Origin of the sequence: Paenibacillus peoriae (genome assembly GCF_022531965.1) — a bacterium.
Lineage (GTDB): Bacteria > Bacillota > Bacilli > Paenibacillales > Paenibacillaceae > Paenibacillus > Paenibacillus polymyxa_D.
Genome location: NZ_CP092831.1, coordinates 3471213 through 3489451 on the forward strand (window position 1 = coordinate 3471213; position 18239 = coordinate 3489451).

General features: G+C 43.7%; 15 protein-coding genes and 1 pseudogene. 3 read left to right on the forward strand and 13 right to left on the reverse strand.

Annotated features, from left to right (window positions below; genetic code table 11):
• Nucleotides 1–405: 405 nt before the first annotated feature.
• The 6 genes from yidD to adhE all read right to left on the reverse strand — a co-directional run bounded on the left by yidD (nucleotide 406) and on the right by adhE (nucleotide 9903).
• Complete coding sequence (gene yidD, locus MLD56_RS15250) at nucleotides 406–696, reverse strand: membrane protein insertion efficiency factor YidD (RefSeq protein WP_029517238.1); 291 nt, start codon at nucleotides 694–696, stop codon at nucleotides 406–408.
• Nucleotide 697: 1 nt separating this feature from the next.
• A complete protein-coding gene (locus MLD56_RS15255) occupies nucleotides 698–1195 on the reverse strand; it encodes a Fur family transcriptional regulator (protein ID WP_029517237.1) in 498 nt (165 codons plus the stop codon).
• 253 nt (nucleotides 1196–1448) lie between these two features.
• Nucleotides 1449–3671, reverse strand: a complete 2223-nt coding sequence (locus MLD56_RS15260) for a copper amine oxidase N-terminal domain-containing protein (RefSeq protein ID WP_029517236.1) — start codon at nucleotides 3669–3671, stop codon at nucleotides 1449–1451.
• 219 nt (nucleotides 3672–3890) lie between these two features.
• Nucleotides 3891–4649, reverse strand: coding sequence for a pyruvate formate-lyase-activating protein (gene pflA / locus MLD56_RS15265; RefSeq protein ID WP_029517235.1), 759 nt, complete (start codon nucleotides 4647–4649; stop codon nucleotides 3891–3893).
• A 51-nt stretch (nucleotides 4650–4700) separates the two neighbouring features.
• Nucleotides 4701–6962 carry a formate C-acetyltransferase gene (gene pflB / locus MLD56_RS15270; protein WP_029517234.1) on the reverse strand — a complete coding sequence of 754 codons (2262 nt, stop codon included), beginning with the start codon at nucleotides 6960–6962 and terminating at the stop codon, nucleotides 4701–4703.
• Between the two features lie 328 nt (nucleotides 6963–7290).
• Nucleotides 7291–9903 (reverse strand): bifunctional acetaldehyde-CoA/alcohol dehydrogenase, encoded by a 2613-nt coding sequence (gene adhE / locus MLD56_RS15275; protein WP_029517233.1) that lies wholly within the window; start codon nucleotides 9901–9903, stop codon nucleotides 7291–7293.
• Between the two features lie 258 nt (nucleotides 9904–10161).
• Here adhE and MLD56_RS15280 point away from each other — a divergent pair, with 258 nt between their 5' ends.
• Complete coding sequence (locus MLD56_RS15280; protein ID WP_013310849.1) at nucleotides 10162–10878, forward strand: Crp/Fnr family transcriptional regulator; 717 nt, start codon at nucleotides 10162–10164, stop codon at nucleotides 10876–10878.
• A gap of 138 nt (nucleotides 10879–11016) precedes the next feature.
• Here the strand turns inward: MLD56_RS15280 and MLD56_RS15285 are convergent, their stop codons facing one another.
• Complete coding sequence (locus MLD56_RS15285) at nucleotides 11017–11784, reverse strand: DODA-type extradiol aromatic ring-opening family dioxygenase (RefSeq protein WP_029517232.1); 768 nt, start codon at nucleotides 11782–11784, stop codon at nucleotides 11017–11019.
• 318 nt (nucleotides 11785–12102) lie between these two features.
• Between MLD56_RS15285 and MLD56_RS15290 the strand changes: the two genes are divergently transcribed.
• Nucleotides 12103–12402, forward strand: coding sequence for a hypothetical protein (locus MLD56_RS15290; protein ID WP_223821919.1), 300 nt, complete (start codon nucleotides 12103–12105; stop codon nucleotides 12400–12402).
• A 124-nt stretch (nucleotides 12403–12526) separates the two neighbouring features.
• Here the strand turns inward: MLD56_RS15290 and MLD56_RS15295 are convergent, their stop codons facing one another.
• From MLD56_RS15295 to MLD56_RS15320, 6 genes and pseudogenes are all read right to left on the reverse strand, one after another.
• Complete coding sequence (locus tag MLD56_RS15295; RefSeq protein WP_034095058.1) at nucleotides 12527–12871, reverse strand: winged helix-turn-helix transcriptional regulator; 345 nt, start codon at nucleotides 12869–12871, stop codon at nucleotides 12527–12529.
• Between the two features lie 247 nt (nucleotides 12872–13118).
• Complete coding sequence (locus tag MLD56_RS15300) at nucleotides 13119–13850, reverse strand: ThuA domain-containing protein (RefSeq protein WP_029517231.1); 732 nt, start codon at nucleotides 13848–13850, stop codon at nucleotides 13119–13121.
• Nucleotides 13851–13870: 20 nt separating this feature from the next.
• The gene (locus MLD56_RS15305) at nucleotides 13871–14839 is read right to left on the reverse strand and encodes a sugar phosphate isomerase/epimerase family protein (protein ID WP_029517230.1); all 969 of its coding nucleotides are present in this window, start codon (nucleotides 14837–14839) and stop codon (nucleotides 13871–13873) included.
• 75 nt (nucleotides 14840–14914) lie between these two features.
• On the reverse strand, nucleotides 14915–15997 hold the full coding sequence (locus MLD56_RS15310) for a Gfo/Idh/MocA family protein (protein WP_029517229.1): 1083 nt from the start codon (nucleotides 15995–15997) through the stop codon (nucleotides 14915–14917).
• Nucleotides 15990–16757 (reverse strand): sugar phosphate isomerase/epimerase family protein, encoded by a 768-nt coding sequence (locus tag MLD56_RS15315; protein WP_029517228.1) that lies wholly within the window; start codon nucleotides 16755–16757, stop codon nucleotides 15990–15992. The genes MLD56_RS15310 and MLD56_RS15315 overlap by 8 nt, the downstream gene beginning before the upstream one ends.
• Nucleotides 16758–16941: 184 nt before the next feature.
• Nucleotides 16942–17235, reverse strand: a pseudogene (locus MLD56_RS15320) (Gfo/Idh/MocA family protein); the annotation flags it as partial.
• Nucleotides 17236–17401: 166 nt separating this feature from the next.
• On the opposite strand from MLD56_RS15320, the gene MLD56_RS15325 reads away from it, so the two are divergent.
• Nucleotides 17402–18220, forward strand: coding sequence for an AraC family transcriptional regulator (locus tag MLD56_RS15325; RefSeq protein WP_029517226.1), 819 nt, complete (start codon nucleotides 17402–17404; stop codon nucleotides 18218–18220).
• Nucleotides 18221–18239 lie beyond the last annotated feature (19 nt).

The window sequence follows — 18239 nt, forward strand, 5'->3', positions numbered from 1 at the left end:
CTCCTGTTTTGTTCACGGCAGCTCGATAAGTCCTGCTGACATGATGGTACTCCAATTTATGAATTTGGAACAAATTGGGCACAAAAAAGACCCCCGCCCCTATGGGACGAGAGTCACCTCACGCGTTACCACCCAATTTTCCTGTATCCTCGCAGACTACAGGCTTCACCGGTCACATCTGACCGCCCATTAACGCTGGAACACGCCTCCCCCTTACGTTTGCCTCCCGTGCACAAATAACTGTGGCAAATACGCTCGAAAAAGGTTCCTCCAGGACCATATTCAGGCTTCGCTCCAGACCGGTTTGCAGCTAACCCCGGCTCTCTGTACTGGACAATTCACCCTACTCATCCCTTCGCAGGAAAACAATATTAACCAAAATATAACCAAATCCGCATAGCGCTGTCAAGTCAGACTCTTCTCGGAATGAGTAGCCAAACGATCTTCGCTAGACCTGTCTGTCTCCTTTTTTGCAGGAGGAACCAAATCTACGCCTCCTGGATGAAAGGGATGGCATTTGGCTATACGCTTAGTAGCAAGCCATGAACCTTTGAGCGCACCATGCACTTCTACCGCCTCCAACGCGTACGCTGAACACGTTGGATAGAATCGGCAGGTAGCCGGCTTTAACGGTGAAATATAGGAACGATAAAACTTAATCGGAGCCTGTACCACTCTGCGTGTGGTGATTTTCATTTCAGTAGCCCCCGTGGCTGTGAGTGTGAGTGTGACTGCTCGTCTGTCTGAATCCCCCATCCGAATTACTATCAGTATGTCCATTCTTCTGTTGACATTCTTTACAATAACCAAAAATTTCAAACTTGTGCTCGACGATTTGGAATTGATCCGTTGTATCCGTCATTTGCATTGGGCAAAAAGAAATCGGTAATGTTTTCTGACAGCTCAAGCAAATCATATGGTGATGGTGATGATGCTCATTACAGCTCACCTTGAACTTCATTCCATCCTCAAAAGATACCTGTTCCAGCACACCTAATTCCTGCATTACACGCAAATTACGATAAACTGTATCAAAGCTAAGTCCACTGTACTTCTTACCCATATATTCATAAACGTCTTTGGGGGACAGATACCCTTCATTCTCGGAAAATAACGTGGCCAACGTTTTGCGCTGATCTGTAATACGCAGCCCCTGAGCGGACATTGTTGCAATAATCTCATCCTTTGTCAGCATGCGTTTCACCCTCCCCTGTCTGTAGTTTCAGGTTTTCTGATGCAGGCTTAGGCTTGCATCTATTTATTATACCACGATTAAAGTCAATATTATAAGAGATATTCGCATCTATACATAAGAAAAAGACGCTCTCCAGCGCTACGATCAAATTCGCAGCAGGAGAACGCCTATATTCTGCAAGTGACATCGACTTTTAAACGGTGAATGACGAGACCCAAGGTCTAAGCCGGTAAACAGTACCGGTTAATTCATATTAATTTTTAATAGCTGGTAAAGGCATAACTACTACGGAAACCGGCAAGTTACTTCCTGCAGCAGCAGTGAAATACATCTCTACACTTTCCTCGATATGCCCTGTGCGATACAGCACACTCATCTCATTTGGAGCCCATACCGAGCCGTTTGTCGGGATACCCACAACCTGATTGTTTACCATCGCATAGCCGGAATATTCGCCTCCACGCGGGTTGAACGTAATCAGTGAATACGGCGCTACATGATCCAATTTAACTTTATATACAACACCAAAATTACCGGCATTGGAAGCAGAAGAGCCGTCCAGACCATCCGTACCAATCAGGTTCGGGTCTACCTTATTATCGCCAAGAACGATACGTTGAGCTGTTTTACCAACCTCTTCGGTATAATTGAGTGAGATATCCGAATTAGCGTACGTTCCACGGTTATGAATACCGTCCTTAGGCAGTTTTGCCAAAGTAGGCAACACGGTCAACGGATCTGTATTTGCATCTAACACAATAACCGTGTATTGAATAGGTTGATCCGTATATAAATCGGATAACAGAGAAATGACTTGTTTTTGCTTGATTTTTTGTGCGTTCAGATCCTGTAAAATAACGCGGCTTTCGCCAGGATTTAAAACTGTGCTAGAACGCTTGCTTCCATCCTGCATGGATTGAAAATATCGTTGAATCGAGACTTTACCCGCAGCCGTTGCAAATTCAGATGGTCCGGCAAAACCGGAATTTTCGACATTCATGTTGGCAGGAGTAATATTGTTGTTGGTTGCAATCACGTACATTTTCACATCTCGACCCGTTTCATTCACATGATGGACGAGTATGCGCGTGCTTCCTGATCCGGTTTCCTGATACACAATTCCGTCCTGAAATACACGTTCCGGGCTGTTAGCACGGATCAAAAGACGCGGTGAAGATGTACTTGTCAAAGGAATGGTAGCCATGGTAGGCACCTGACTGCCGTCTACTGTATATTTATCACCATATGGTGTGAAGATTTTATTGAAATCATCTTCGTTGTACAGCAGTTCATTCGTAATTTTAATCGTTTCACTTTTGGTACCTGTTGCGCCGTGCTTATCAGTCACGGTTAACGTAATCGTTACATCACCTGGTTGGAAGAAGGCAAGTTTCTTGTTCTCCCAATCACGCTTAGTAATAGCATTCTCATCATCCGTACTCAGGTCCGTAATGGTGATCTTTTCACCCATCTTGTACTCTTTTTTATCTGTAGTAAACAGAGCGACTGGCGGTTGGTTCGGCGGTCTTACTGTAATTGTAACTGAGTAAGGATCACTCCAGTTTCCAGCAGAGTCAAGAACAGAATAGGTAACTACATATGTACCCGGCTCCTGAAATACGTCCTGCTTACCTTCCCAACGTTGGTTCACAATCGGTAGACCTGTAGGAGAAGATTCCTTCGTCAAATACGTAACTTGGGTTTCGCCCGCATAGATATCTTTTTGCTGAACCGTGAAGGAAGCTTTAGGCTTCTGATTCAAATCCATGATAACTTGTTTAGTCGTATTATTCACAGTATAAGGAATATTTAAGGCCTGTGTAATCGAGGTCAACGGCACCATAAATACGTTCTTTTGCTGAAAAGCCGGTCCCTTCATTTGTCTGGCTTCACCGTTAACCGTATAAACCTTGCTGTCTGTTTTGAAGCGCATGACATTTGTTCCTTGTGTGATTACGGTTTCTTTGGTGGCAGTGTCATAACTAAACTGCAATCCGACACGGCTGACAAGTGAACGGATAGCTACATAGGAAACTCCGTCCTTAACAGTCATCGGCTGAGTTGCCGTATACACCTGTCCGTTTTGTTCCATTTTCGCGCTGTTTAAATACAAAATCAGTTGATTAGCACCCATGTTTGTTGGAGCTCCACCAGGATTGGTGATCGTTCCGTCTCCACCGTATACATCATTGGATACGTTCGATCCGTTGGTTGTATCCGTAGGTAGGCCAGTCAATGGATCATTGGTTACGCCTGTGTTATCTGGTGTTACCGTGTTGTTTTGTGTGCCTGTTCCCTCTTGAGCTCCGATACTATTCTGAACGCTGGAATCAGCAACATTGGTCTGAGCCTGCTGTGCGCTAACCGAATCGGTGGATTGAACGGTTGTTGATGCTGCTTCTGCTCCTACAGGGGCTACTGCGGCCACCTGAGCTACCGCCAAAGCGGTGAGCATGGTCCATTTCTTGAAATTCATTGTCTGTCTCCTTCTATCACCAAATTATTATCATTCCCGTAAAAAGTCATACTATTAGACGCGTCAGTTGTTAAAAAGTTTCTGGAAATTTTGCTTATCATGAAAAAAAGGGAACTTTCTCCTGTGACTGCAAAAAATTCAACAACAAAAAACCGCCACCCATCTGACCTGATGTGGCGGCGGCTTCATTACTAAGAAATAGCTTTTGCACCATTTACATTATGATGGACGACAGACAGCATTCTTTCCTGCAGTCTCCAGACGACCCTCTTCAATGAGTCGGTAAGCACGTTGAACTTCTTCGTCTGTAGGAGATGGAACTCCCTCCAACGGATACTCCTTACCGAGCATTTCCCACTTGTAAACACCCATTTGATGGTAAGGTAAAATTTCGAATTTCTCGACTCCGTTCAACGTTCCGATAAACCGTCCCAAATTCAATAAATCTTGCTCGTCATCATGAATACCCGGTACAAATACGTGTCTAATCCACATTTTACGCCCTTGCTCAGACAACCAGCGAGCTGTGCTTAGCATACGGTCGTTGGACTTGCCTGTAAGCTTAATATGCTTGTCGTTGTCAATATGCTTAATATCAAGCAACACCAAGTCTGTTACGTCCAGCAGATCATGGATACGGCCCGCATCATTAAAGCCATTACTGTCCAGTGTCGTGTGCAAATTCCAGCGACGTTTCACTTCTTTGAACAGCTCTGCTACAAAATGAGCTTGCAATGTCGGTTCTCCACCGGATACGGTCAATCCGCCTCCCGAAGAACGGTAATAGGCTAAATACGGTTCAATTTCAGCCAATACTTCCTCTAGGGTCATTGGATTGCCTTCATTCAAGGCCCAAGTGTCCGGATTATGGCAATACTGACATTTCAACAAGCATCCTTGCATAAAGAGCACGAAGCGGATGCCGGGACCATCGACGGTCCCGAAGGTTTCCAATGAGTGTATGTGTCCTTTCAACATGTTGCATCATCCTTCCCGCATCCGCTATGCGTGCGTCATTGTAATACTTATTTACATTGTACCGTGGAAAGTACGGTTAATAACATCCAATTGTTGTTCACGAGTCAGCTTGATAAAGTTAACGGCATAACCGGAAACACGGATCGTCAGCTGTGGATAGTTTTCTGGGTGTTCCATTGCATCCAACAGTTGTTCGCGAGCAAACACATTGACATTCAGATGATGTGCGTGGCTTCCAAAATAACCATCCATCATCGAAACGAGGTTTGTTTTGCGTGTTTCTTCTTCTTTACCCAGTGCTTTAGGCACGATAGAGAAGGTGTTCGAGATACCATCCAGACTGTGTTCATAAGGCAATTTGGCTACGGAACTCAGAGATGCCAAAGCACCTTTTTTATCACGGCCGTGCATTGGGTTTGCCCCTGGTGCAAACGGTTCGCCTGCTTTACGTCCATCCGGTGTTGTACCTGTTTTCTTACCATACACCACGTTAGAAGTAATAGTCAGTACAGATTGAGTAGGAAGCGCATTACGATAAGCTTTATGCTTGCGAATCATGCTCATGAAGCTCTCTACCAGTTCCACAGCGATGTTATCTACACGGTCATCGTTGTTACCGTAGCAAGGGTATTCGCCTTCAATTTCAAAGTCCACAGCAATCCCTTTTTCGTTACGGATTGGTTTAACTTTTGCAAATTTAATGGCACTCAAGGAGTCGGTAGCAACTGACAGACCCGCAATACCACAAGCCATGGTGCGGAGAATATCACGATCATGCAACGCCATTTCAATGCGTTCGTAGCTATATTTATCATGCATGTAGTGAATAACATTCAAAGTGTTCATATACAGTTTTGCCAACCATTCCATCATAGGTTTGAAGCGACTCAACACTTCTTCATAATCCAGAACTTCACCTGTAATGGCTGGGAATTCAGGCCCTACTTGGACGCCAGATTTTTCATCTTTACCACCGTTAATTGCATACAGCAGAGCTTTAGCCAAGTTAGCACGAGCACCAAAGAATTGCATTTGTTTACCGATTTTCATTGCCGATACACAACAAGCAATACCATAGTCGTCTCCATAAATCGGACGCATCAGATCGTCATTCTCGTACTGAATGGAGCTAGTTTCAATAGAAACTTTCGCACAATATTTTTTGAAGCCTTCAGGCAATTTTTCCGACCACAGTACAGTCAGGTTCGGTTCCGGTGCAGGTCCCAGATTGTAGAGGGTGTGCAGGAAACGGAAGCTGTTTTTAGTTACCCGAGTTTCTCCAGTTACGGACATACCACCAATGGACTCAGTAACCCAAGTTGGATCTCCACTGAACAGTTCATTATAGTCAGGTGTGCGCAAGAACTTAACAATACGCAATTTCATAACAAAATGATCGACCAGTTCTTGAGCTTGTTCTTCTGTCATTGTACCCTCTTCCATATCACGTTGAGAGTAAATATCAAGGAAGGAAGATACACGTCCTAAGGACATTGCTGCACCATTTTGTTCTTTGATTGCTGCAAGATATCCAAAATATACCCATTGGAAAGCTTCTTTCGCATTGTTAGCAGGTTTTGAAATATCAAAACCGTGCTCAGCAGCCATTTGTTTCAGTTCATTCAAAGCACGAATTTGCTCGGAAATTTCCTCACGCAGACGAATTACGTCTTCTTCCATGGAATCAACTTCAAGGCTTTTCAGTTGCAGCTTTTTATCTTGGATCAAGAAGTCTGCACCGTATAAAGCTACACGACGATAGTCACCGATAATACGACCACGGCCGTATGCATCTGGCAGACCAGTAATGATACCAGCTTTACGAGCTGCTCTCATTTCATCTGTATAAGCGTCAAATACACCTTGGTTGTGAGTTTTACGAATATGAGTGAAGATATCAATGATACTTTCTGGCACTTCAAAACCATAGGCTTTGCAAGCGTCGATCATCATTCGAATTCCGCCAAACGGCTGTAAAGAACGTTTGAATGGAGCATCTGTTTGTACACCGACAATTTGCTCTTTATCCCGGTCTAGATAACCCGGTTTATGTGAAATAATAGTGGATGGCGTATTCACGTCTACATCAAGCACGCCGCCGTTTGCCAACTCTTTTTTGGTAAGATCGGATACAATATCCCACAATGCAGTTGTGTTGGCCGTAGGACCAACCAAAAATTCTTCATTGCCAACATAAGGTAAGATATTGGTTTCAATAAAATCGTTGACGTTGACTTCTTTAGTCCATTTGCCTTTTTTAAAACCTCTCCAGCCAGATTGTTGCTCTTGTAATTCTCTCTCAATCACCGACATGTAAATCCCTCCAAATTGTTTGGTCTTCCGGACTTGTGATTTTTTTCACGATAAAGCTATTTCTTGAGCCCGGCCTGTTCACCGATGCCTTACGCTCAGTGTCGGGACCTTTCTTACACCCTTATTGTAGAATAATGATAGAGTGTAGTATGTGACAAAAATCACAATATGAGTGATTTTTGTCACTTTATTTTCCCTAGCTTCGCGCCTATATCCTTAGCCTTGCCTTTCACCTCCCTTCCCAAACCAACAGGCCCTCTATATAGAGAGCCTGCATCGGTATTGAACGAGAAAATGCTTTTTCACAAGCCTCTTCTTACCTATTATATTATTGGTCAAAACGTCCGTAGAAGGCATTGCGATAGACATCAGCCAACTCAGTAACCAGTGGCAACTTAGGATTCGCAGTTGTACATTGATCTTCAAATGCGCGGTCAGCCAGATAATCTACACGTGATTCGAAATCTTTCGCATCGAAACCGATTTGTTGGAACGATTCCTCGATACCGAGTGTTTTGTTCATTTTACGGATCGCTTCGATCAAGCTGTTAACCCCTTCTTCGGTGGTGCGTGCAGGCAGTCCCAGTATGCGCGCGATTTCTGCATAACGCTCATCCGCAACAAAGTGCGAATATTTAGGGAACGAAGCAAATTTTGTCGGTTTTTTCGCATTATAACGAATAACGTGCGGCATCAAAATGGCATTCGTGCGGCCATGCGCTGTATGGTATTGTCCACCCCATTTATGTGCAAGACTGTGGTTAATGCCCAAGAATGCATTAGCAAACGCCATACCAGCAAGTGTGGAAGCATTATGCATTTTTTCACGAGCCAGCTTATCACCGGTCAGAGCCGATTGTTCTAGGTATTGGAATACCAATTGAATGGCTTTAATTGCCAGACCATCTGTGTAGTCATTAGCCATTACGGACACGTAAGCCTCGATAGCATGTGTCAGAACGTCCATACCTGTGTCCGCTACAGCTGTTTTAGGCAGCGAATATACAAACACTGGGTCAATAATTGCCACATCAGGAGTCAACTCATAGTCAGCCAGTGGGTACTTCGTGTCGCCCAGGTTTTTGTCCGTAATTACTGCGAACGATGTAACTTCGGAACCTGTACCCGATGTTGTAGGGATAGCTACAAATTGTGCTTTTTGGCCCAGACGTGGGTACTTGTAAATCCGTTTACGGATATCCATGAATTTTTGTTTTAAGTTATTGAAATCAGTATCTGGATATTCATAGAACATCCACATGCCTTTAGCGGCATCCATTGGCGAACCGCCGCCCAGTGCGATGATGCAATCCGGTTGGAAACGTCTCATCATTTCAGTACCACGTTCTACCGTAACTGTCGATGGATCTGGCTCTACTTCAGAGAACACTTCGATAGCTACTGGTGTTTGGCGCTGATGCAGATAATGAATAACACGATCTACATATCCCAGTTGTACCATCATAGGGTCTGTGATAATAGCTACACGTGTGATATCAGGCATTTTAGCAAGATACTGTGTCGAATTTTTTTCAAAATAGATTTTGGAAGGTACTTTGAACCATTGCATATTCACCGTCCGTTTCGCCACCCTTTTCACATTAATCAGATTGACTGCCGATACGTTCGACGAAGTCGAGTTACGACCGTACGAACCGCAACCAAGTGTCAACGAAGGAAGATTGGTGTTGTAAATGTCGCCAATCGCACCATGTGTGGAAGGTGCATTTACAATGATACGTCCTGTTTGCAAACGGTTTGCAAACCGAGCGATAACATCCTCATCGTTCGAATGAATAGCGGACGAGTGACCCATGCCCCCGAATTCCACGACTTCAGCAGCGCGTTGAATACCTTGTTCCGCATTTTTTACTTTATAGCAAGCTAATACAGGACTCAATTTTTCCGCAGACAATGGGAATTTTGTTCCTACCCCTTCAATCTCAGCGACCAAAATTTTAGTTCCTGCTGGTACTGTAATACCACTCATTTCAGCAATTTTCACAGCAGACTGCCCGACAATAGCTGGGTTCACTGCACATTTCTCGACATTCATAGCTCCTTGAGTGAGCTTAGCTGCTTCTTCTTTATTTACAAAATAGCAACCGTTAGCGATCATCAATTTTTTCACTTGTTCGAAGATTGGCTCTTCGATAATAACCGCTTGCTCCGAAGCACAAATCATACCGTTATCAAAAGATTTCGAGAGGATAAGATCGTTCACGGCCTGTTTGATATCTGCTGTTTTTTCAATAAAGCAAGGCACGTTACCAGGACCTACACCAAGTGCTGGTTTACCGCAGCTATAAGCTGCCTTAACCATGCCTGATCCACCAGTTGCCAAAATTAGCGCCACATCAGGGTGGTTCATCAATACATTGGTCTTATCCATCGAAGGTGCTTCAATCCATTGAATACAATCGGCCGGAGCACCATGTTTAACAGCTGCTTCGAGCAAGACGCGGGCTGCTTCCGCACTACACGATTGAGCAGATGGATGGAAACCGAAAATGATTGGGTTACGTGTTTTAATGGCAATCAGCGCTTTGAACATCGTAGTCGAAGTCGGGTTTGTCACTGGAGTGATCCCCATGATAATACCGACTGGCTCTGCTATCTTTTGAAAACTGTCAAAATCATTGTCTTCAATGACACCGACGGTTTTTTCATTTTTGATGCTATGATAGATATATTCTGTTGCAAACATGTTTTTGGTGATTTTGTCCTCGTACACACCGCGTCCTGTTTCTTCAACAGCCAACTTCGCCAGGTACATGTGTTTATCCATCCCTGCGAGTGCCATAGCTTGTACGATTTCGTCAATCTGTTCCTGATTCATACTCATGAAAGCTTGCTGTGCCCGGTTCCCCCGGTCAATCAGCGTTTGAATATACTGCTCTGCGCTTTGCTCTTTTTGAATAACCTCGTTTTTAACAGCCATTTCCCTCATCCTCCTGTTATCTCGTGTACTATCTCTTGTTCACGCACTGATCGTAACACAGCTTTTCAAGATATATTGTGATTTTTTTCACAATCTATTTAAAATTTTATTTTATGAAGTGAATTAAATCACAAAGTTTGGAATTCTGCCACTTTTACCCCCTCTTCTTGCCCCAAAAACTCATTGCACAAGTATATAATGAATTTGAATTGATCAAGTTGCAGATAAAAAACATAGGATACAAAGGGGAAATGGACGATGAGAAACCCTACAAATGTAATGGAAGCCCGCGGCAACACCTGTTGCTTCTCGGAGGCCAGCTTCAACCGATTGCAAGTAATGATGAAAGATCGAGTTATGCCAGAAAGCTCGCATCTGTTCTGGGAAGGAGATACAGCGGATAAGCTGTTTTATATTAAGCGCGGACGCGTGAAAGTAACCAAAACAACGGATGAGGGCAAGGAACTTATTCTATATATGTATCAAAGCGGCGATCTTGTTGGTCAAGCCGATCCATTTTTCGGTACTAAGCATTCCTTTTCTGCTGAGGTTCTGGAAGACAGTGATATTGGCGTAATCGATCATACAGATTTGGAACTGCTTATTTGCCAGCATTGTGATTTTGCGATTGACTTTATGAAATGGATGGGTTCACATCACCGCATTACTCAGACTAAGTTCCGCGATTTGATGATGTACGGCAAGCCAGGCGCTTTATGTTCAACGCTCATTCGTCTATGCAATACCTATGGTGAGCCTCACGGCGAACATATCCTGATTCATAAAAAAATTACTCATACTGACTTATCAAATATGATCGGTGCGACCCGGGAAAGCGTAAACCGGATGCTTAGTGATCTACGTAAGAAAAATGCAGTTGAATATGATAATGGTATGATTGTTGTCAAAGATTTGGAAATGCTGCAAGGTGTATGTCATTGTGAACTATGCCCTCGTGAGATTTGCCGGATATAATAAATCGTTTTTTTATGTAAAAGGGAGTGTTATAAGCCACTATAGCTTATAACACTCCCTAATTTATTTCCACTCCCCTACTTATACAGGAGCAGTAGCGAAGCATTTTAATGACAGTCCTTCTTCTGGCAACACTCTTTAAAACTGTAAACATAGATAACTTAAATTCCCCATCTCATAGCTTCTATGGATAACCTTGGCTTTGTTTGCAGGATTGCCACTCCCCATTGCAATAAACAACGGTACAAAGTGTTCTGCTCTGGGTACGGCCTGGCGAGCATACGGTGCTTCGCTTTCATAGTGATCCAAAGCCTCTATATCTCTACTTTGTACTTTTTCAATAATCCAATCATCAAAATCTATAGCCCAAGGTTCTGTTTTCGTTTCCCCCCATTTGACGATACGCAGATTATGAACAGTCACGCCACTACCAATGACCAGAATATCCTGTTCTCCCAGTCCTCGCAGCACTTCACCAATAGCATATTGTGCTTTGGGCGAGAGATATGGATTTACAGAGATCTGAACTACCGGAATGTCTGCCTCAGGATACATACGATGCAACAATGTCCAAGATCCATGATCCAAACCCCTCACCCGATCAGTTTCTACGTCAATGCCCTTTTGTTCATATAATTTTTTCAGCTTATTGGCCAGTTCCACAGAACCATGTGCTGGATATTTCACTGTGTACAGTTCCGGTGGAAAACCGCCAAAATCATAAATGGTATCGTACACGTCATCCATCGAACTGATCGTCAACGTTTGTGTTTCCCAATGAGCAGTAAAGATAACTATTGCTTTAGGACGAATACTTTTCCCCAGTTGCTCTAAAAATGAAGTATAGTCCGTCTGTTCAATAGCAAGCATCGGTGAGCCATGGGCCAAAAATAAAGATGGCATCATATAAAGATCCCCTTATCATCAACAATTTATTTTATTCATCAAGTAACTTTATGTAAGTAATGATACATAAGTAACAGAGTCATGTCAACACAGATTTTAACATACACTTAAAGGTCAAAGATTCTATAAATAAAGATTGATATAGGTATAATGTCATAGTAATATGTAACTAATAAATTTTAAAATTTCACTTTATTTCGATACAAAGGACTGGTTTCCATGGAGATACATACTTCTAATTGCCCAAAATGCGGTTCCGTTTTTCGTCAAAACCTTAGAAACCTCTGTAGTACTTGTATTCAGGAAGAAAATATATTCTTGGACCGCTGTTCTAACTATCTATGGAAGCATCCTTCTACTCATACTCGCCAGCTCAGTGACGTAACTGGTACACCTATAGAATTGCTCACAGATTGGGTAAGAGCAGGCAAATTTCCCTCCACATACAGTCAGCTTGATTATCCTTGTGAGTCCTGCCGTTCCCCTATTTATGCAGGGAGACTTTGTCATTCCTGTCTGGGTACATTCCGTTCGGCCGCGCTGGATATTCAAACCCGTGTGCCTCGCCGTGCAACAGCAGCATTATTCTCAGTTGCAGGGCGCGTCAAAGGCTATTAAGTCGTGCTGCCTAAGCACATCATTTCTGCAAAATGGATAAGTAGTCCTAAACGCAATATAAAAAACAGCCTTTTTTCTAGGAAAAGGCTGTTTTGCTATGAAAAACACTTATTTAGTTTGGTGCTCATCTAATCCATTCCTCAGCCCAAAATTGAATCTGTTCCATAACCGGCTGAAGTGCACGGCCTTTGGTTGTTAGCTCGTATTCAATGCGGACAGGAGTTTCTGGATATACATGACGTGTAAGAATTCCTTCATTTTCCAAATCTTTCATCCGCTCTGATAACATTTTGTCACTCATTGTGGGAATCAGATTGGAAATATCCTTAAACCGCTTAGGACCGCTCATCATGGATTGAATAATTAATCCATTCCAACGCTTGCCCAAACATGAAAAGGCGGTTTCAAAACGCGGACACATTTTTGTACATTGCGGTTGACTCTCCAAATTTTTCACCTTCTTTTGCATTTCGGTTTGATAAAGCTTTCCTTTTGTTAGTATATATCATTTTAGCATACTTTATCCCGAAAGAAAACACTTTCTTCTTAAATTAAATACCTGCGCCGATAAAGTTGCCATGACCAAAACTGATTATACAACAAACCAACACAGCAGGTATATGTCTAAATCGTTAAATCAAAAAAGGCGGAATCCCCTAGAGGTTCCGCCTTTCAATCTATTCATTATATAGCTCATCAAAATGTGATGATTGTCATTATACCAACACTCCACCGAGAGGTCTTACCGGTTCACTTCTACCATATATTGGTTTGTTAATACTTGTTGGAGAAGTCCAACGAATACTATTGGCAATAACCTTCAAAATATCAGGCTGGTAATAAGTCGGATAGGTCTCATGGCCTGGGCGAAAATAAAATATTTTACCACTACCTCGACGGAAAGTACATCCGGTTCTAAATACTTCGCCACCTTCAAAGTTACTAACAAATACCAATTCATCTGGCGCTGGAATATCAAAGAACTCGCCATACATCTCTTCCTGCTTCAACAATATTTTGGCGTCAATGCCTTCTGCAATGGGATGTGACGGATTCACCGACCAAATAATCTCCTGTTCACCTGCCACCCTCCATTTCAGATCGCAGCTAGTGCCCATCAGGGCTTTGAATGGCTTGGAAAAATGGCCTGAGTGCAGCACGATTAAGCCCATTCCTTCCTGCACTCGCTTGACAACACGCGCCGTAACTTCATCGCTCACCTGATCATGGGCTTTATGCCCCCACCACAGCAGCACATCTGTGGAATTCAAGACTTCTTCTCCCAAACCATGCTCTGCATCATCACGCAGTGTAGCTGTTCGAATGGCAAATCCCTCTCCTGCCAGGCCGTCAGCCAACGCTTTGTGTATCCCGTCAGGATATATCTGTTTGGCTTCATCATTCAACTTTTCGTTCAAAAATTCATTCCAAATGGTGACGTTAATCATCAACATTTCCCCCTATTAGGTTAGACCCACCACATCTCGCTCAGCGGTTCTTCAATCAGTACCTGGCGAAGATTGTGGACAGCCTTAGTAAAGCCCTCTTCCACGGACATCAGACCATCTTCATGCTCAATACTCACTACATGATCGTATCCCACCAAACGCAGAGCACTGATAATATCTGCCCAGGTTTTTACATCATGTCCATAACCCACAGTACGGAACTGCCAAGCGCGATCTAGCATTTTCGTATATTCCTGCATATCGGTAAGTCCATATTTATTTACATTAATTGGATCAATCGTCGTATCCTTGGCATGAAAGTGGTGAATAGCTCCCTCTCGGCCCAAAATTTGAACTGCCTGCACTGGGTCAATTCCCTGCCACCACATATGGCTCGGATCGAGATTAGCACCAATAACCTCTCCCGCAGCTTCACGTAAACGAAGCAAGGTCGCTGGTGTATGAACGGAGAAGCCTCCGTGTAGCTCCAGTCCAATTTTAACATGATGATCTGCTGCAAATTTCCCCGTCTCGGTCCAGTAAGGAATAATTTTATTCTCCCATTGCCACTTCAACACTTCTTGAAAATCATTAGGCCACGGAGCCACAGGCCAGTTTGGATATTTCGCATCCTCATGATCTCCCGGACAGCCGGAGAAAGTGTTCACAACTGGAACTTCCAGCTTTTCTGCCAATCGAACGGTTTTAAGAAACGTATCATGATCAGCCTGGGCCAAATGCTTTTGCGGATGAAGAGGATTGCCGTGACAGCTAAGTGCGCTAATCGTTAGTCCGCGGGACTCTACTGCCTTTTTAAAATTTTTGAGCGCTGCATCATTCTCCAGCAATTCATCCGGCTTACAATGCTTATCCCCCGGGTTGCCGCCTGTACCGATTTCTACAGCATCCAATCCTTGAGAAGCCACATAATCCAACGCTTCCTCCAGCGAACGGCCACCGAACAACACCATAAATACTCCAAGTTTCAAAAGAAATCCCCCCTGTATCATATGTGAAAAAAGCTGCTTTCATTATAACGATGGTCTATTCGGGATAATTACGGCTTAGTCAAAATAGACAGCTTTTCCCGTACGTGCCGATTCATAGATAGCTTCCAAAATTTCAGTAACAACCAGTGCCTGTTCCGGCTTCACAAGAGGTTCTTTGTCGTCCAGAATAGATTCGATCCACAGGCGGGCTTCGCGGTCTGCTTCATTTTCCGTCTCTCCAGAGTAAAAGGCAACACCACCTGCATCCAGATCTATTTTCGTATCAAATAAACGGCTGTTCTTTTCTCCGTTAATGCGCAATCCATCCTGCATATCGGCTCCGCCTTCGGTACCGCATAACAGTGTCTTCGCTTCGCCAAACTCTACAACGTTCAATGCCCAGCTGGATTCCAGTACAATCGTAGCTCCATTTTGCATCGTAATAAAACCAAAAGCTGAGTCCTCTACCTTAAATTCCTCAGGGTTCCAAGGCCCAAAGGCATTTGCCGCATCTTTACGATCCCCTAGCTTATGGAAAGTTGAACCTAGTACGCTTTTAGGCTTGTAATTATCCATCAGCCAGAGTGTCAGGTCTAGTGCATGCGTGCCAATATCAATAAGAGGACCACCGCCCTGCTTCTCTTCATCCAAGAATACTCCCCAAGTCGGAACCGCGCGACGGCGTAGAGCAATGGCTTTGCCCAGATAAATTTCTCCAAGCTCTCCTTGCTCGACTAATTGCTTCAGGTACAAACTGTCATCACGATAACGGTTTTGATACGCTATGGACAGCTTCTTACCTGTGCGGTTGGCCGCATCAAGCATCTCCCGTGCTTGCTCAGCAGTTTTAGCCATCGGCTTTTCACACAGCACATGCTTACCTGCCTCAAGCGCCGCTACGGTAATTTCCGAGTGCGAGTCGTTAGGTGTACATACATGTACGACTTCAATGTCTTTATTTTCTAACAGCTTACGGTAATCGCTATAAACTTGCGAGCCATCAACACCAAACTTTTCTGCTGCCTCTTCAGCGCGCTCCTGAATGATGTCACAAAATGCAACGATCTCCGCACGCTTCTGCTTGGCAAGACTCGGCAAGTGTTTGCCGTTGGCAATGCCTCCACAACCAATAATCCCGATTTTAAGTGTTTTAGACATGAATATTTCCTCCCTGAGCTGCGTATTGTTGGAGCCATTTAATGCTGGTTTCAATGCTTTCGATTGGAGGGTTTGAGCAGAAATCCTGTTCCACGACGACCCAATCCACACCTGCCTGAATAGCGGCGTCTGTAATGGCCTGAAGCTGCACTTCGCCTTTGCCAAGCTCTACAGTCACTGCTTTTTGCTGCTCGTCACGTGCCATATCCTTTAAGTGAATGATAGGCAGGCGTCCATTATAACGTCCGATGTATTCCACTGGATCATAGCCCCCGTAGTATACCCAACAAGTATCCATTTCGACCTGTAACAAATCATCGGAAACTGCATCATATAAAGCATCGAATACTGGGCGATCATTGATCTTTTCTGTTAATTCAAAATCATGATTATGATAAGCCAGTATCAAACCCTGTTCCTTCACTTTTTCACCAATACGATTTAAATTAGCAAAAAGTTCATCCCACTCCCGCTGTTCTTCGGTTAAATAAGGAACGATTAGGTACTTATTGCCCAATTCTTTGTGGTATGAAATCTCCTCATCCAAATGATCCAGCAAGCGAGAATATTGTACATGAGTTCCGACAACTTCCAGATTCAGTTCATCCAAGAGCGCTCTGACATCCTTGGCATTGCGTCCGAAAAAGGTATGAAATTCTACTCCTTTATAGCCAAGCTCAGCTACCTTGCGCAATGTACCTTCAAAATCCTGTTCAAGCTCTTCCCTTACGGTGTACAATTGCAATCCTACTTTAGCCATTACCCTTCACCTCTTTAAGTTAGGAACCATTATATCTGTTCCATAATATACATCCTCGTCCGGCTTGAACGTACTTACCAGCGTAATGTATTGCCTTCCAATGATGAGTGCTGAAAAGCATGCATGGCTTCTAACACATGGTAGGCCAGCTCAGCATTGGCACGATGGTCCGTGAATTTCAATGCGCCAAAGGCTTTTCACTGTACACATGCTTGCCTGCCTCTAGTATCGCTATATCTGACCATACGTGGCTGCCAGGCACGGTCAGATTAAATACAAGCTCAATTTCAGGCTGGCGCAGTAATTCATCCGATTTGTATACGTTTTCAATGTTGAATTTATCGGCCCTCTCCTTTGCCCTCTCATCCAGTAAATCAGCGATGGCCACCACTTCAATGAGTGGGCTCTTTTGGAGATTTTCAAGATATACCGAGCTAATAGTACCGCATCCGATAATCCCGGCCTTCATTCGTTCCACGTCGTCACACTCCTTGGCCTCCAACATGTACTTTCTCATCTAACATGTAAGCTTTACAGTTCACATAGTATTCTATTTCTGTTTCGTTTAAAATGAATAATATGATTAAAACATGAACAATCTGGTCAATATTTGAAACAGCCATATGCCCAAAGGAGTCATCATCATGTCTATCGTCGAGCCTTGTCAGGTTCTTACCGCAGGCTATTCCTTCCATCGAAAGCCCTTTTATTCGAACCAGCCTGAGGGGATCAAAAATTATTTATTCCGTTTGCAAACAGATGGACGTTGCCAAGCCCGCATTAACGGGGAAATGACACGGATTGAGGCAGGTGACCTACTGTTATTCAATCCTACCGAGCCTTATGAACTGGATATTCATAGTGAGTTGAATCCCATGGGAGAGCTGGTCGTGGAAAGCGGAGATTATCACATTTTTTTCGGTGGTTCCTGGGTAGATGAGTGGTGGAACCATCATAAACGACCCAACAGAATTAAGGTTCAGCTCACAGAAGCCCTGCTTGGCCTATTTCGTCAGCTTGTGATGGAGCAACGACGTATTTCTAATCCTTACCCGGAAATATCAAGTTATTACATACGCATTTTATGTTTGGAGTTTGACCGTATGCTATCCGATCATCCTATCGCTACTCATCATAACTATCTTGCGTATCAGATTAAAAATTATATTGAAGAAAATGCATCCTCTAACTTCAAGCTAGATGACGTGTCTTCACACGTCGGTATCAGCGTATCCCGAGCAGTGCATCTGTTTAAGGAAACATTTGATACGAGCATTATGCAGTACACGCTGGACATCAGGCTTAACATGGCGAGAGAACGAATCATTTTCAGTCCCATGTCACTGGAACAAGCCGCCGAATCGTCAGGATTTGCAAATTACACGTATTTTCACCGTGTATTTCGTTCCCGCTTCGGTATGTCGCCTAAGGAATTCAGGGTGATTCACCGCGAGCAATTGTAGGACAAAGAGAGCGTTCACC